Origin of the sequence: Flavisolibacter ginsengisoli DSM 18119 (assembly GCF_900129295.1) — a bacterium.
In the GTDB taxonomy this organism is placed as follows: domain Bacteria; phylum Bacteroidota; class Bacteroidia; order Chitinophagales; family Chitinophagaceae; genus Flavisolibacter; species Flavisolibacter ginsengisoli.
On the sequence record NZ_FQUU01000004.1, the window covers coordinates 179,279 to 195,052 of the forward strand.

The window sequence follows — 15,774 nt, forward strand, 5'->3', positions numbered from 1 at the left end:
TTGTAATTTTTTAATGATTGGACTTATCAGGCCCCTGTTATTTTAGTATTCTTTTGATCTTATTGGCATTCTCTATCAACTCCTGCAAATAATCATAATTCTCCTTTTCCAGGCATGCTTTAAACTTTCTTAACTGGCTTAAATGTTCATTTAATACATCAAGGACATTTTCCCGGTTTTGCATCAAAATCGGAACCCACATGGCCGCATTACTTTTTGCCAAACGGACGGTACTTTCAAAACCGGCACTTGCCAATTCAAATATGGCATCCTCTTCCCTCTCTTTTTCCAGGACTGTATTAGCCAGGGCAAAGGAAGTGATGTGGGATATATGACTGATGTAGGCAACATGAACATCATGTTCTGCAGCAGTCATATAAACCAGGTGCATGCCCAATCTTCGGTACAGTTCTTCTACTATTGCCACCGCATCCTTATCAGATCTTTCCTGGTCACAGATGACGGTAGCTTTGCCAATGAAGGCGCCCTGTACGGCAGCTCCGGGTCCGCTGTATTCTGTACCCCACATGGGGTGCGTGGCAACAAACCGGCTACGTTTTGGATGACTGGATACGGCAGCCAATATTCCATTTTTTATAGAACCAACGTCCATGATCACCTGCTGATCTACCTTATTTAAAATGGAAGGCAATAATTCTTCAACCGCATTTACAGGTATAGCAAGAATTACCAGGTCAGACTGACTTACTGCTTCTTCCCACCCGGTGATCTCGTCCACTAGTCCCAGTGACAAAGCCTGGGCTGCATGTTCTTTATTAGATTCAACACCTATGATTTTGTCTGCCATTCCATTTTCCTTCAATGCAATGGCAAAAGAGCCACCTATAAGTCCGGTACCAATTATCGAAACAATCATAGGTTTTGCTCCTTTGTTTTTTTGATCCTCTCTAATGCCTCGTTTATTTTTTCTTCTGTTGTGCACAGGCTGATCCTTATGAATTGATCTCCATTGTTTCCAAAAATTCCACCGGGAGTAATGAATACACGTGCACTTTCCAATACATGGTCACTTAATTGGTACCCATTTTCAAAATTTCCAGGTATCCTTGCCCAAACGAATAGTCCGACCTGTTCTTTATCGTAATAACAATTCAAAGTATCCAATAGCTCATAAACCTTTTGTCTCCGAACCGTATATATTTTGTTTAACTGGGCATGCCAATCTTCATCCAGGGCCAGGGCTTTGACAGCTGCCATTTGGATAGGTTGAAACATACCACTATCCATATTACTTTTGAACCGAAGTATCTTTTCAATATTTTGGGCAGCCGCAGCAATCACTCCAACTCTCCATCCTGCCATGTTATGTGATTTACTCAGCGAATTCAGTTCAATTGATACTTCTTTAGAACCCGGAATGCTCAATAAGCTTATTGGAGGCTCATTGTTCAGAATAAAACTATAGGGATTGTCGTGGCAAATCAAAATGTTATTATTGATACCAAACTTCACAAGCTTCTCAAAAAGCTTATAATTCGCAGCCTGTCCTGTAGGCATATGAGGATAGTTGACCCACATTATTTTCACCTTGCTCAGGTCTCTGCTTTCCAATTCATTAAAATCAGGTTGCCATTGATTAGACTCCAACAGATCATACCCGAGGCAAACGCCTCCTGCTAATTGCGTAGCACTCCTGTAAGTGGGATAGCCAGGATTAGGTATCAAAACTTCATCACCCTCATTCAAAAAGGTCATGCTGATGTGCATGATGCCTTCTTTAGATCCAATCAAAGGCAGTATTTCAGTATTCGGATCCAGGTGAACGGAATACCACTTCTGATACCAATCTCCAAAAGCTTTGCGTAAAGCAGGTATGCCCTTATAGTTTTGATATCCATGGACAGTGGGCTTTGAAGCCTCTTCCTGTAATGTTTTTATAACTTCAGGATGTGGAGGCATATCGGGGCTGCCAATGCCCAGGTTTATAACATTTTCACCTTTTTGGTTTAATTCATCGATCTGGCGAAGCTTTTGAGAAAAATAATATTCTCCTATGCCATTTAATCTGTTAGCTACTTCAAGTTTCATACTTTATTCTTTGCATTTCCATTTTTATAAACTCCATAGATCTTTATGGCTTCTGTAATTTGCTGCATGCCATTGATAACAGCTTCAAACTGTTGAATGGATTCAAATTCCATGTCAGCATGAAAATTATATTTCCAGTCACTTCCAGGTATAGGGAAGCTTTGCAGTTTGCTTAGATTGATACCCCCATTTGCTATGGTAGTTAAAACTTTGGCCAGACTGCCCTTTGAATGATCGGTTGAAAAACTGACAGAGGCTTTATCTGCATCCATTTGGTTCACTGCCTCCCTGTTTAGCACTAAGAACCTGGTATAATTATGCTTTTCAGTATGTATATTTTCTGCAAGAATATCAAGTTCAAATAACTCGGCAGCTAATTTTCCAGCTATTGCCGCTGTATGTTTATTCTTATGCTGGTGAATTTTTTTGGCACTTAAAGCCGTATCCTCTGTTTCTACCAGTTTCCAGTTATATTTTACCAGGTATTCCAGGCATTGCTGAATAGCCATGGGGTGAGAATGAACTTCATGGATATCTTCGAGCACTACTCCGGGGTTTACCAACAAATGTTGCCTGATAGGAAGGTAAACTTCCCCGGTAATTTTTAAATTGGATCTTTGCAGCAGGTTATAATTTGGCAGTATACTACCTGCAATGGAGTTTTCAATTGCCATGATACCAGCATCTGTTTTCCCGCTTGTAGTGAGGTCAACAACTTCCCTGAATGTAGCACAAGTGGCTACAGAAATCTCTTTACCAAAAAACTGCCTTGCTGCTATCTGGTGAAAACTGCCTTCGAATCCCTGTATTGAAACTTTCATAATCATATTGAAAACAAAAATCCCGACCATTTGGCCGGGATCTCTTATGCTGAATTGGTTTACTCATTTTCAACAAAAGCAGTCCCGGCTCCTACTAAAATAGAAGAAACTAAAATAGCAACCGTATGCTTTTGTAATTGTCATTGCCTGACAAATATAGAAATCATTTCAAAATGAACAAATTTTTTATCTGCGGACAGAATCAGCTTCATTCATGCGTAATCTTCTGCCTTTATATTTCTTTCCATCGATTGATTCGATCATTTTATTAGCTACCTGTTTATCAATTTCGATCCAGCTATTCATTTCCTTCATATCTATTCTGCCCAAAACATCTTTAGAAAGATCACTCATATCCAGAATAAATTGCAGGAAGCTTGCTTTATAAAATCCATCCTTTGTACCAAGGTTAATAAAGAGCCTGGTTGAGTTTCCTCCTCCACTAAATTCCCTTCCTCTCGTATCGCGTCGCTTATCTCCCAATCTCTCCCCTCTGCCCTCAGGTGCAGTTCTTGACCTGTCATCTCTTCTTTCCCTGGTATTAAGATCCTCGGAATTTTCGTAATATTTTAAAAACCTGTCAAATTCCAGTGCTGCTACTCTTTTTAGCACTTCATCCTTGCTTACATCAGCAAACTTTTCCTGGAGCATAGGAAGATAGGTTTCATAATCTCCATGGCTGATGTCGGTTTGTAAAAGCTTATCCATAAAATAAAAGAATTGCTTTCTGCACACATCCTTTCCTGAAGGTATTTCCAGTTTATGGAAAGGCACCTGAACCATTCTTTCGATCTGCCGGATCCTACCTGTTTCCCGGGTATGAACAATAGACATGCAAACACCCGTCTTTCCTGCCCTACCAGTTCTGCCGCTTCTATGTGTGTACACTTCAACATCGTCTGGTAGTTCAAAATTTATAACATGGGTAATGCCCTGGACATCAATGCCCCTTGCAGCTACATCCGTGGCTATTAATAGTTGTAAGGTTTTTTCCCTAAACTCATCCATTACCTTATTTCGTTGTGCCTGAGTCAGGTCACCATGTAAAGCATCAATATCATATCCCTCGCGTGTAAGTTTTTCAGCTATTTCCTGTGCATCAGCTTTTGTACGGGTAAAAACAATCGCATACATCCCAGGGTTAAAATCTATGAGTCTTTTTAATGCTTCATACCTATGGGAAGCCGAGGTTACAAAATATTGATGGTCAACATTTTTATTGGCAGTATTCATTTTACCCACCGTAATCTCTACAGGGGTCTGCATATACTTTTTACTCACCTTCCTAATCTCGGGGGGCATGGTAGCACTAAAAAGCCAGGTGCTGTCACGTTGAGGGGTATTTTGTAATATAAATTCGATGTCTTCCTGGAATCCCATATTCAGCATTTCATCTGCTTCATCCAGAACCACATATTTTATTTGTTCAAGATTAATAGCTTTTCTTTCAATAAGGTCTATTAAACGCCCGGGGGTGGCCACTATAATATGAACTCCCCTACGGATATCTCTTATTTGCATGGAAATGGAAGAGCCGCCATAGACTGCAACCACATGAATCCCTGGCATGTGCTTTTTAAACAATTCAATCTCATTCACGATCTGCATGCACAGTTCACGTGTAGGACATATAATTAATGCCTGTGGATATTTTTCTTTAGATTCAATTAATTGCAATAATGGCAAACCAAAGGCAGCCGTTTTACCAGTTCCGGTTTGTGCTAAACCTATCAGGTCTTTGGTGCCTGATAACAACACAGGGATAGCTTTTTCCTGGATGGGTGTGGGTTGGGTAAAACCTAGTTCACCTACAGACTTTAATAAATTTTCCTGCAGGCCTAACTCTTCAAACGTACTCATATAAAAATTTGGGCAAAGGTAAATCACTCATGCCACAGATAATTAAGGAAATGTGCTTTTTAAGGCAAACTATTCACAATTCATTACTGAATCCGGCTAAATTCTCTAATACTGAATTATAATTAAAAATAAAAAAACCATCCTCAAATGAGAATGGCTTTTAACGATTGCTTGCCATATGAATAAGTTGTAACTACATCAGTACTGGCAAAAGCTTTGTTACTCTTAGTGCTTCATTGTATCTGTAGCAGCATGAGTAGTATCAACTTTCATTGTAGTTGTAGTATCTACACTTGTAACTGTTGTATCAGTAGTTGCAGGTACTGTTGTTGTCGTTGTTGTTGAGTCTGTAGTTGTAGTGCTTTCGCTATTGCTTTTACAAGCAACTAATGAACCAGCAATTACAATAATTCCAAGTACTTTTTTCATTGATATGATTTATGATTGTTTAAATAAAACTACTTATTCACGAAAAATCCAATCCAGGATTATTTCTTAGTTGAATCGATCTTATCTTTTTTTGCATCAACAGATGAATCGATCTTATCTTTTCTAACTTCTGCAGAAGAATCTATTTTATCTTTTGTTGCATTTGCTGAAGAATCAATCATTTCTTTTTGTTCAGAAGCTGTTGAGTCCATTTTGTCTTTTGCGTTATCTGCATTGTTATTACATGCTGTTAATGCACCAGCTACTGCTAAAACCATGAAAATCTTTTTCATTCTGTTATTTTTTAAGGTTATTTATTATCTGCCTTTTGTGAAGCAGAATCTTTTTGATCCAATTTATTATCGATCTTTTCTTTTATTTCTTTTGCCTTTTCTTTTGTGGAATCCCAAAGTCTTTCTGCCGAAGTATCAAACTTTTTACCTATCGAATCTATCTTTATTCGGGTAGAACTACTGTTATCCCCACAGGCAGAAACAAGGCACCACAATACAATTATCACAAAACCAGCTTTTTTCATTCCCTAGCTTAATAATGAGATTAATACCATTAATTGAAAAAGGTAACCTCCGGATTCAAAATATTTTTTTTAACACCTGCCCGGGTTACTATTTTTAGATTTTGGTATTAAATAAGGATAATTGAAAGCAGATAATAACGAGAAGGCATTGCTCCAGGGTTTATCTAAGAATGATAAAAAAGCTGTCGAATCAATATATAAGGATAATTACAATATTGTTCAGGCATTGATTATCAATAACAACGGGACGGCAGATGATGCAAAAGATGTTTTCCAGGAGGCTATGATTGTATTATATGAAAAGGTTCAATCAGGCTCTTTTGAGCTGAATTGCCAAATAAAAACATTCATTTATTCTGTAAGTCGCCGGATTTGGTTAAAGAAGCTAATGCATCAGAACCGTTTTAATTTAGTAGAGGGCCATGCAGACATGATTTCGGTAGATGATGAGATGGAGGATCATGAAAAAAGGAACAATGAATATGGAATGATGGAAAAGGCGATGAATAATCTTGGAGAACCTTGTAAAAGTTTATTAGAAGCTTTCTACATTCAAAAAAGAAATATGCAGGATATAGCAGCTGGGTTTGGATATACAAACGCAGAAAATGCTAAAAACCAAAAGTATAAATGCCTGGTCCGCTTGAAAAGACTTTTCTTTTCTCAATATAAAAATGAGTCACTGTGATAGAAGACATTAAAATTCTGGAGGCTGTTGAGCGTTACATCACCGGGGAAATGACGCCTGATGAACGGGTGTTTTTTGAAGGGCTCCGTAAAAGCAATCCTGAAATTGATCAAACGGTAGTAGAACACACTTTCTTTCTTCAGCAAATGAATCGTTTTGATGAAGTAAAGAATTTCAAGAATCTTTTAAATGAAAATCATATTCATTTAGCAGAAAAGGGATTGATTAACTCACCACGACTCAAAGGAAAGGCTAAGGTTATTTATTTATATAATCGTTATAAGCGGGTAGCAGCCATTGCAGCTTCTATTGCCGGAATAACCGCTTTAACAATGAGCGCTTTGGTTTGGTCATTCTCACCTGGCAAACCTACACAGGAAGTCCAGGCATTGAGAAGAGAATTGAAACAAAGCATTTCTAAGCTTGAAAATAAGAACCATGAACTAAATCAAAAGATTGATAATGTAAAAGACCAGGCCCAGGAAGTTATCCAAACGCCTGCAATAAACTATAAAAGTGGTGGTACAGGCTTCCTGCTGGATTCCAAGGGTTACATTGTCACTAATCAACACGTTATTGAAGATGCCAGGCATATCGCTGTACAGGATAATAATGGTGTTGACTTAAATGCTGAAGTTATTTATAGCGATGCACAAAGAGATATTGCTATTTTGAAAATCACTGATAAACGTTATAAATCACCAGGATCTATACCCTATTCCATTAAAGGGTATGGGGGAGACATTGCTGAACCTATTTATACCCTTGGTTATCCAAGAAATGATATTGTTTATGGCGAAGGCTATCTTTCTGCTAAAACAGGGTATAATGGCGACACATTGAGCTGCCAGATTACAGTACCTGCTAATAGGGGTAATAGTGGAAGCCCTATTCTTAATAAAAACGGTGAAATCATTGGAATCCTGAGTGCCAAACAGAATACTGCTGAGGGCGCTGTGTTTGCAATTCATTCAAAATATATTTTGAATGCACTTAATGAATTACAAAAGGACACTGCTTTTAAAAATGTAAAAACCCCTTCCTCAACAGTTCTTAAAGGAAGCGACAGAATGCAGCAGGTAAAGAAAATCTCTAATTTTGTTTTTATGGTTAAAGTGGATTAAGAACTAATATAAATAGAAACTAAAAGGTCCTTGTTTTCACAAGGACCTTTTAGTTTCTTTAATAATTTGCCTATACATTGGATGAAACACTCCAAAGGTTTGCCGGATAAGAACCGTTCTCAACCAATTCACTCAAGCTTTTTTGAACTACCGGTGCATCCTCCTTGTAAGTTACCCCAAACCATTGTGAGGAAGTAGGAATTACTTTTATAACTCCAAGGTCTTTTTTTATAAACTGATCTGCAGAAAATGGTATTAGGTACTCTGCTTTGGGATTTTCAATATTCTCATCCAGAAACGTTTTAAATCCAGCCTGGAGAAAAGAAAATATAGAAGGATGGAAACACCAAAAATTCATTGATGCCATTGAATCTTCAGGGAGGCTATGTTTATCTCCATTTGGATCTTCGTAAATAATAACACCATTTTCCCTATATATTTTCAATCGTTCATTTATGGCAACCAGGTTGTTCTTTTTATCTACCTCACAAACACCCCTGCTTACCGAACCATTTTCAGAAAGTGTCTTGGCTAATTCATATCCAATGATAGCATAAACATCGTCTTTACACTCTGTTGTTAAAAACCGGCAAGCTTTGAGAAAAGCATCGCTACCATAAAAATCATCTGCATTAATAACTGCAAAAGGCCCATCTACGGCTTCTTTAGCACACATTATTGCGTGGGAAGTCCCCCATGGTTTTGTTCTGTTTTCTGGAATTTCATAACCTTCGAGGTATTTATCCATTTCCTGGAATACATATTCTGTCTCAATACGGCCATTTAGTTTGGGTTCAAATATTTCCTTAAAGTCCTCCGCAAAATCTTCTCTTATTATAAATACTACTTTCTGGAATCCTGCCTTAATTGCATCAAAGATTGAGTAATCCATTATGGTTTCTCCGCTAGGGCCAAATTGTTGGATCTGTTTCATACTTCCATATCTAGATGCCATCCCGGCGGCCATTATAACTAATGTTGGTTTCATATATGATTTTTAATCGGGCCCGAAATTAAATAAATTAGAATTTTGACAGATAATGAGTTTGATTCCATTTCAAAAAAGCAAAGTCGTCCCAATTTCTATTAACTATAAAATTCATACCACGCTTGATGTGTTAAGATTGGATGAGATCCATCCTGTTGTTTCGGGTAATAAATGGTTTAAATTAAAAAAATATCTTCAGGATGCACTGGATAAAAATAAAAAAGCCATTCTGACCTATGGCGGCCCTTATTCAAATCATATTGTAGCAACAGCTGCAACAAGTCACTACTACAATATTAAGAGCATTGGAATCATCAGGGGTGAAAAGCCAAAATTTCTTACTCACACACTTCAACATGCCCTCTCTTATAATATGGAACTTCATTTCATTGATAGAAGAGATTTTAAAGAAAAATGTATTCCTAAAACGGCTTTGGATCCAGAGGACATTTACTTTATCATTGAAGGAGGTTATGGAATAAATGGAATGCTAGGGGCTATGGAAATATTACAACAGGTAGATAGGAATGTATATACCCATATCCTGGCGGCCGTTGGTACTGGTACTATGCTAAGTGGATTGATAGCCGCAGCTTTACCCGGTCAACAGGTAATTGGTATCCCTATATTGAAAGATTATTCATTAGAACAAAATATTAAAGCATTATTACCACATGAAAAGCAAAACTTTGAATTGATCTATGATTATCATTTTGGTGGTTATGCCAAAAAATCACCAGAATTGATCCAATTCATGAATAATTTCTACGAACAAACTGAAATACCAACAGATTTTGTTTATACAGGAAAACTATTTTATGCTGTCAATGATCTATTAACAAAAGGTTTCTTTCAAAAAAACAGTAAGGTCCTTGTTATTCACAGCGGTGGGCTCCAGGGAAACCTATCCCTCCCGAAGGGAACGTTAATATTTTAATCGAAAAAGCAAGGTGCAATTATATTTGCATGGTTTGCCAGGATGAAAGCTAAAGCCTAATTATGAAGCGTATTATTTTCCTCTCTCTTGTATTGATGATTTTCACAACAAACCTTTCCAGGGTTTTTGCCCAGGATACTTTGCCACGTTTTACGGTTAAAAATGCTGGTAATAACCGGATTATTATAGGTTGGGTGAATAATTATCCTGTGACAAAACAAATTTCAATTCAGCGCTCTTTTGATAGTTTAAAAAATTATAAAACTATTTTAAGTGTAACTGATCCCTCAGCCATTCAAAATGGTTTTGCTGATACAAAGGCTTCAAATGATCATATGTTTTACAGGTTATTTATCAATCTTGATAAGGGAGAATTTTTCGTTACACCTCCTCAAAAACCTTTAATAGATACATCGGTAGCTGTTACCCACCCTGTTGAACCACCTAAGAATAAAGATGTAATAGCAAACAAACCTTTTCCTAAAAAACCTGATTTCCTTCCTTCATTTTATGTCTATACTAATAAAGATGGCTATGTTTTTATAAATCTACCTGATGCTGACAAGAAAAAATATCATATTAAATTCTATGAGGAAAATGATGAGCTTCTTTTTGAAATCAAAAGTATTAAGGAACCTGCATTGACATTGGATAAGACAAATTTCATTCATTCCGGATGGTTTAAATTTGAATTATACAGTGACGAAAAGCTTATCGAGAAAAATAAAATATATTTGTCTAAGGAATTCTAAACCATTTTTACATTAAATACACTTTCGAAGTTCTTTACAATTTTTTCTTTTACAGTTGATATTTCAACTTCATGGCCTAATTCTTCTTTTATAGATGTCACCTTTTTATCAGGGATGCCACAGGGAATGATATGATCGAAATATGTCAGGTCGGTATTAACATTTAAAGCAAAACCATGCATGGTTATCCACCTGCTGCACCTTACCCCCATTGCACAGATTTTACGTTCTTTGCCTTTTACTGTACTATCTATCCAAACACCGGTTTCACCTTTAGATCTTTCTCCTCTAATATCAAAATCCTTAAGTGTCAGAATAATTACTTCTTCTAGCTCACGCAGATACCTTCCAATATCAGTATAAAATTTTTCAAGATCCAGTATAGGGTATCCAACTATTTGTTCAGGGCCATGAAAAGTTATATCTCCCCCCCTGTTGGTGTGAAAAAACTGTATGTTACGGGCATTGCGTTCTTCTTCACTTATCAGGACATGATCAATTTTGCCACTTTTACCCAAAGTATATACAGGTGGATGTTCAACCAATAATAAATAGTTTGTTGTGGATATACTGTTAAAGGACTCGCTTGCATCACTATTCAATTTGGCTTTGACCTCCAGGTTTCCCTTCAATAAATTTTCCTGGTAATCCCAGGCATCTTTATATTTCATTTTCCCCAGGTCTTTGAATTCCACCATTTTAGTATCCATAACTCAAAATTACCAACTTTACACCCTTTATTTTTGCAACATATGAGCATAGAGGCAATTGGTCCCGTAAACGATGACCAACCGGAAAGCAATGATGAACTGTATGAAAGGTTCACATTTACAATTGACAAAGGTCAGGAGCCTTACCGTATAGATAAATTTCTTATGAACCGGCTGGAAGGTGCTACCCGCAATAAACTTCAGCGTGCAATCAATTCAGGCCTGGTTCTGGTAAATAATAAGGAAGTTAAACAGAACTATAAGGTAAAGCCTTATGATCAAATAGTTATCTATTCAGATCTTTCACCTGAATCAACTGAAGTTGTTCCGGAAAATATTCCATTAAATATAGTTTTTGAAGATGATGACATAATTATTATTAACAAACCCGCAGGCATGGTTGTGCACCCGGGAAGTGGAAATTATAATGGCACTCTTTTAAACGGAATTGCCTGGTATCTCCAACAAAAAATCCCGGATATTTCTGAAGATGTATTGCCACGTTTTGGACTGGTACACAGAATAGATAAAAACACAAGTGGGCTATTGGTGTTGGCCAAAAATGAGAAAGCCATGCGACACCTGGCAAAGCAATTTTATGACCACACGGTGAAAAGAAAATACATCGCGCTTGTTTGGGGAGATGTGGAAAATGATTCAGGAACTATAGTGGCTCATGTAGGCCGTAACTTAAGACACAGAAAATTGTTTGAGGCTTACCCTGAAGGTGACCATGGAAAAGAAGCCATCACCCATTATTCAGTATTGGAAAGATTTAATTATGTCACCCTGCTACAATGTATTTTGGAAACAGGAAGAACACACCAGATACGTGTTCACATGAAACATATTGGTCATCCCTTGTTCAACGATGATTTCTATGGAGGTGATAAGATCGTAAAAGGCACAATATTCAGTAAGTATAAACAATTCGTTGATAATTGTTTTATGATTTGTCAAAGACAGGCATTGCATGCCAAGACACTTGGATTTATCCATCCAGTTACTGGCAATGAGGTCTTTTTTGAAACAGAGTTGCCTAAGGATATCAGCCAGGTAATAGAAAAATGGAGAAATTATGTTAGAACAATAAGGGATTAACAAAGGAAAGATTATCCTTTTTCAAAATCAAACAAGGTGGCAGTAAAAGTCCCCCTTTCTCTTTTTTTAAAAAGCACCTTCCAGTTGCCATTGTACCTAAGGACCTGGGGAACCAGCCATTCGTCAAATTTTGTCATTTGGACCTCCATGTGTACATTGAAATCATATAGAGGTGTATTATAGCTAAGATCATAATTACGGGCTACGATCTCCATGGTTTTGGCATTGAACCAGGTAGTGATGCCATCAAAAACAATTTTATCCCTGTCCGGGGCACTTAGTTCATCCTTTGCCCTTATGCTGAATACATAACAATTCTGGCCACTCATCTCCCCCATGTCTATTAAGTAATTATAATAACGGGACATGCCAGGATCAAAAATGTCCACTTTATCTCCCATGAAGGGTATCCCCGGAATTTTCTTTCCGGGATCAAAAAACAACATCTTTAATTGCTCTTTATGTTTTTCTATCCCGGATTTTTCTTTTACTCTCCTTTCAATGCCATTTACAATATTAGTCTCATTACAGACCCTCCCTTTGGTAAAAAAAAGACTTGAATATAATTCAGCCGTATAATAATCCATTATATCTCCCTTAGTTTGCTGCTGCAAAACTTCCATTTCCCGGCAATTATTCAAACGATGCTGTTTTGTTTTACTATACAGGGAAGCATTAATATTTCCTGTTTTATCCAGCATCTTAATGTCATTGATAGATGTGTAGCCGACAAGATGAAGGTTTTTAAATGCCTTATAAAAGCTTGAATCATTTTTTACCCTTTGGAGAAAGTTCACCACATCCAGATCATTACGAATCACTACCTCGCTCATTACAGTAATCTTGCTCAAGATTTGGGCATCTGATGTATCAGTTTGCCCATAACAACTACTGGTAAAACATCCGCAACCAATGGCTATACTACATACAATAAGCTTAGCAATAATTTCCATAATATCGATTTTAATCGGCTGACCAGTGAGCCAATTTGTACACTATATTCTTTGGAAATATTATAGTTGGCCTATTTTGAGAATGACATTTTATAGTCAACCTTTATATTGCCCTTTGAAATATCATCAAGCTTTCTTTTCAAAAGCTTCCTTTTTAATGGAGATAGGTAATCTATAAATAGCTTCCCATCAATATGGTCGTACTCATGAAGAATGATGCGGGCTGTTACGCCATTAAAAGTACGGGTATGCTTTTTAAAATTTTGATCCAAATATTCAAGTGTTACTTCCTCTGCCCTGTATATGTCTTCCCTGATCTTTGGAATGCTTAAACAACCTTCATTATAAGCCCAGTCGTCACCGTGCTCTTCAATAATATGAGCATTGATAAATACCTGCTTAATACCAGGAGCATCAGGGTAATTTTCTTCTTCCTTATCTTTTTCATCCATGTTAGAGAATATCTGGGCACTATCCATGACAAACAACCTTATATCCCTTCCCACCTGTGGAGCAGCTAGTCCTACCCCATTACTGGCATACATGGTTTCCCACATATCCTCAATAAGTTTGTCAAGATTAGGATAATTCTCATCAATATCATGACCTACTTTTCTTAAAATAGGATTACCATATGCTACAATAGGAAGAATCATTATTAAATATAATTTGGAATTCCAGCCCCGCAAAAATAAAGCAATGTTGCAAAGCTATTATGGTCGAAAATCTTATTAAATCCTAAAGTTGGCTGGATTGCATGTATTCCTGTAATAGTATAGTTGCAGCTATTTCATCAATCCTCCCCTTTTCCTGCCGTTGCTTTTTCTTTAGCCCCATGTCTATCATAGCTTGAGATGCCATTTTTGAAGAATATCTTTCATCAACTTCTTTGATAGGTACACCAGGAAAGAATTTTTTGAATGCTGTGATGAACTTTTGGACAAGTGCTGTTGCGTGAGTGGCAGAGTCATCCAAATTCACAGGCATTCCAATGATGACCAATTCAACTTGTTCTTTTAAAAAATACCCTTTTAAAAATCCAATCAGTTTTGGTGTTTCAACCGTGGCCAGGCCGGTAGCTATAATTTTAAGCGGATCGGAAACTGCCAATCCGCTTCTTTTACCACCATAATCAATTGAAACTATTCTGCCCATTGTAGTACATTATAATGTCTTATTGAAATAGAAATTGAAATTTGGCCTTATTTAATAAACAGGTCACTTATTACAAATACCGCAAAAACTACGCTTGCTATACCATTCATTGTCATAAAAGCTAAATTCACCCTTCTCAAGTCATTTGGTTTCACTATGGAATGTTGATAAACCAGGCAAATGCCAAATACCAGGACACCCAACCAGTACAACCAACCAAACACTCCTAATTTACCGGCAAGAACGACAGTTGCCAGGCTCAAAAAATGCAATACTTCTGAGATTCGTAATGCCTTTTCTTTTCCTACCAGGGCTGGAATTGAATAAAGATTTTGTGATTGATCAAATTCTACATCCTGTAAAGCGTATATGATATCAAAGCCACTTACCCAGAATAACACTGCAAATGAAAATAGAACTGGCAACCAATGAAAAGAGCCGGTAACGGCTAAATAGGCGCCTATTGGGGCTAAAGACAAACCCAAACCAAGGATAATATGACATAAGGCTGTATAGCGCTTAGTATAACTATATCCCAACACCACTGCCAGGGCAACCGGTGCCAGGAAAAAACAAACCCGGTTTATAAAAAAGGTTGTCGCAATAAATAAAATGCAATTGATAATAGTAAATGCCAGTGCATTTTTAGGCTTGATAATACCTTTAGGAATCTCCCGTATGGCAGTTCGTGGGTTTAATGCATCCCATTTATGGTCCAGGAAACGGTTAAAAGCCATCGCCGCACTTCTGGCAAATACCATACAGAGGATTACCAGCACTAATTTTACCAAAACTATATTCCATTCAATAAATAATGGAAAGATCCTGGTATGCCAACCTGGGACTATAGAGGTAAATTCGGCTAACCCTAAAAAAAAACCGATGAGGGCGAAAGGCATGGCGAAAATTGTATGCGCGAATTTTATTAAAGAAAGATAATTTTTTACTTTATACATAATGAAGGCGCAAAGGTACTTTCAATTTTTACAGGTAAACAGCTGATTTGATTGGTTGCTCGATATGAGTAAAATCATTGTCTTATCGCAAATTTCCTGTTTGTAACTTATTACGGACAAGTTCCCAAAGTACCACACCGGCAGCAACTGAAACATTTAAAGAATGCTTCATTCCGAATTGAGGAATTTCCAGGCAACCGTCGCAGCGTTCTATAGTAGATTGCTCTACTCCTGAAACTTCATTGCCAAAGACAACTGCAATCTTACCATCGAATTGTTCAATTGCATTCAATTTTAAGCTATTCACTGCTTGTTCCACAGCGTAAATAGTATACCCCTCATTCTTCAATTCCAATAAGGCATCATTTATATATTTAAAATGTTTCCAGGATACTGTTTCATCAGCACCCAGGGCTGTCTTTTTGATCTCCTTATGAGGTGGATGAGCGGTATAGCCGCAGATATAAATAGCTTCCAGTAAAAAGGCATCCGCGGTACGAAAAATACTTCCAACATTATACGCACTTCTGACATTTTCCAGAATGGCTATTATCGGCATTTTACTGGATTCCCTGAATTCTTCCACTGATTTGCGGTTCAATTCATCCATCGATAGTTTTCTTACCAAATTTTCTTGTTTTGCCGCAAAAGTAACCAGCCAACTCTTAAGTGGATAAAAAATGGGTTTATAAAGGGAGATTTCCTTTGGTGCC

19 protein-coding genes are annotated in these 15,774 nt (G+C 37.3%); 5 read left to right on the forward strand and 14 right to left on the reverse strand.

Annotated features, from left to right (window positions below):
• Window positions 1-37: 37 nt before the first annotated feature.
• The 7 genes from BUA53_RS06310 to BUA53_RS06340 all read right to left on the reverse strand — a co-directional run bounded on the left by BUA53_RS06310 (window position 38) and on the right by BUA53_RS06340 (window position 5,697).
• Window positions 38-877, reverse strand: a complete 840-nt coding sequence (locus BUA53_RS06310) for a prephenate dehydrogenase (RefSeq protein WP_072834512.1) — start codon at window positions 875-877, stop codon at window positions 38-40.
• Window positions 874-2,049: a pyridoxal phosphate-dependent aminotransferase gene (locus BUA53_RS06315; RefSeq protein ID WP_072834513.1), complete on the reverse strand. Its 1,176-nt coding sequence runs from the start codon at window positions 2,047-2,049 to the stop codon at window positions 874-876. The genes BUA53_RS06310 and BUA53_RS06315 overlap by 4 nt, the downstream gene beginning before the upstream one ends.
• A complete protein-coding gene (locus BUA53_RS06320) occupies window positions 2,046-2,870 on the reverse strand; it encodes a prephenate dehydratase (protein ID WP_072834682.1) in 825 nt (274 codons plus the stop codon). Before BUA53_RS06320 ends, BUA53_RS06315 begins: the two co-directional genes overlap by 4 nt.
• Before the next feature lie 186 nt (window positions 2,871-3,056).
• Entirely contained in the window at window positions 3,057-4,730 is a 1,674-nt protein-coding gene (locus BUA53_RS06325) for a DEAD/DEAH box helicase (RefSeq protein ID WP_072834514.1), read from the reverse strand.
• Between the two features lie 225 nt (window positions 4,731-4,955).
• The gene (locus BUA53_RS06330) at window positions 4,956-5,159 is read right to left on the reverse strand and encodes a hypothetical protein (RefSeq protein ID WP_072834515.1); all 204 of its coding nucleotides are present in this window, start codon (window positions 5,157-5,159) and stop codon (window positions 4,956-4,958) included.
• Window positions 5,160-5,218: 59 nt separating this feature from the next.
• Complete coding sequence (locus tag BUA53_RS06335; protein ID WP_072834516.1) at window positions 5,219-5,452, reverse strand: hypothetical protein; 234 nt, start codon at window positions 5,450-5,452, stop codon at window positions 5,219-5,221.
• 17 nt (window positions 5,453-5,469) lie between these two features.
• Window positions 5,470-5,697, reverse strand: a complete 228-nt coding sequence (locus BUA53_RS06340; protein ID WP_072834517.1) for a hypothetical protein — start codon at window positions 5,695-5,697, stop codon at window positions 5,470-5,472.
• A gap of 121 nt (window positions 5,698-5,818) precedes the next feature.
• Here BUA53_RS06340 and BUA53_RS06345 point away from each other — a divergent pair, with 121 nt between their 5' ends.
• Complete coding sequence (locus BUA53_RS06345; protein WP_072834518.1) at window positions 5,819-6,385, forward strand: RNA polymerase sigma factor; 567 nt, start codon at window positions 5,819-5,821, stop codon at window positions 6,383-6,385.
• Window positions 6,382-7,509 carry a S1C family serine protease gene (locus BUA53_RS06350; RefSeq protein WP_245793024.1) on the forward strand — a complete coding sequence of 376 codons (1,128 nt, stop codon included), beginning with the start codon at window positions 6,382-6,384 and terminating at the stop codon, window positions 7,507-7,509. The genes BUA53_RS06345 and BUA53_RS06350 overlap by 4 nt, the downstream gene beginning before the upstream one ends.
• 70 nt (window positions 7,510-7,579) lie before the next feature.
• Here the strand turns inward: BUA53_RS06350 and BUA53_RS06355 are convergent, their stop codons facing one another.
• A complete protein-coding gene (locus BUA53_RS06355; protein ID WP_072834519.1) occupies window positions 7,580-8,497 on the reverse strand; it encodes a sugar phosphate nucleotidyltransferase in 918 nt (305 codons plus the stop codon).
• A gap of 52 nt (window positions 8,498-8,549) precedes the next feature.
• On the opposite strand from BUA53_RS06355, the gene BUA53_RS06360 reads away from it, so the two are divergent.
• Both BUA53_RS06360 and BUA53_RS06365 read left to right on the forward strand, forming a co-directional pair.
• A complete protein-coding gene (locus BUA53_RS06360; protein ID WP_072834520.1) occupies window positions 8,550-9,434 on the forward strand; it encodes a 1-aminocyclopropane-1-carboxylate deaminase/D-cysteine desulfhydrase in 885 nt (294 codons plus the stop codon).
• A gap of 140 nt (window positions 9,435-9,574) precedes the next feature.
• A complete protein-coding gene (locus BUA53_RS06365) occupies window positions 9,575-10,186 on the forward strand; it encodes a hypothetical protein (RefSeq protein WP_139256353.1) in 612 nt (203 codons plus the stop codon).
• Here the strand turns inward: BUA53_RS06365 and lipB are convergent.
• Window positions 10,183-10,896, reverse strand: coding sequence for a lipoyl(octanoyl) transferase LipB (lipB, locus tag BUA53_RS06370; protein WP_072834522.1), 714 nt, complete (start codon window positions 10,894-10,896; stop codon window positions 10,183-10,185). The two genes, BUA53_RS06365 and lipB, sit on opposite strands and share 4 nt — an antisense overlap.
• A gap of 42 nt (window positions 10,897-10,938) precedes the next feature.
• Here lipB and BUA53_RS06375 point away from each other — a divergent pair, with 42 nt between their 5' ends.
• The gene (locus BUA53_RS06375) at window positions 10,939-11,997 is read left to right on the forward strand and encodes an RluA family pseudouridine synthase (protein ID WP_072834523.1); all 1,059 of its coding nucleotides are present in this window, start codon (window positions 10,939-10,941) and stop codon (window positions 11,995-11,997) included.
• 11 nt (window positions 11,998-12,008) lie between these two features.
• On the opposite strand, the gene BUA53_RS06380 is transcribed toward BUA53_RS06375, so the two are convergent.
• The 5 genes from BUA53_RS06380 to BUA53_RS06400 form a co-directional block, all read right to left on the reverse strand.
• Window positions 12,009-12,950: a hypothetical protein gene (locus tag BUA53_RS06380; RefSeq protein WP_245793025.1), complete on the reverse strand. Its 942-nt coding sequence runs from the start codon at window positions 12,948-12,950 to the stop codon at window positions 12,009-12,011.
• A 71-nt stretch (window positions 12,951-13,021) separates the two neighbouring features.
• On the reverse strand, window positions 13,022-13,606 hold the full coding sequence (def, locus tag BUA53_RS06385) for a peptide deformylase (protein ID WP_072834524.1): 585 nt from the start codon (window positions 13,604-13,606) through the stop codon (window positions 13,022-13,024).
• Between the two features lie 82 nt (window positions 13,607-13,688).
• Window positions 13,689-14,105, reverse strand: coding sequence for a Holliday junction resolvase RuvX (gene ruvX / locus BUA53_RS06390; protein ID WP_072834525.1), 417 nt, complete (start codon window positions 14,103-14,105; stop codon window positions 13,689-13,691).
• 47 nt (window positions 14,106-14,152) lie between these two features.
• Window positions 14,153-15,061 (reverse strand): UbiA-like polyprenyltransferase, encoded by a 909-nt coding sequence (locus BUA53_RS06395; RefSeq protein WP_072834526.1) that lies wholly within the window; start codon window positions 15,059-15,061, stop codon window positions 14,153-14,155.
• A gap of 82 nt (window positions 15,062-15,143) precedes the next feature.
• A complete protein-coding gene (locus BUA53_RS06400) occupies window positions 15,144-15,689 on the reverse strand; it encodes an RNA methyltransferase (RefSeq protein ID WP_317041262.1) in 546 nt (181 codons plus the stop codon).
• Window positions 15,690-15,774: the final 85 nt, after the last annotated feature.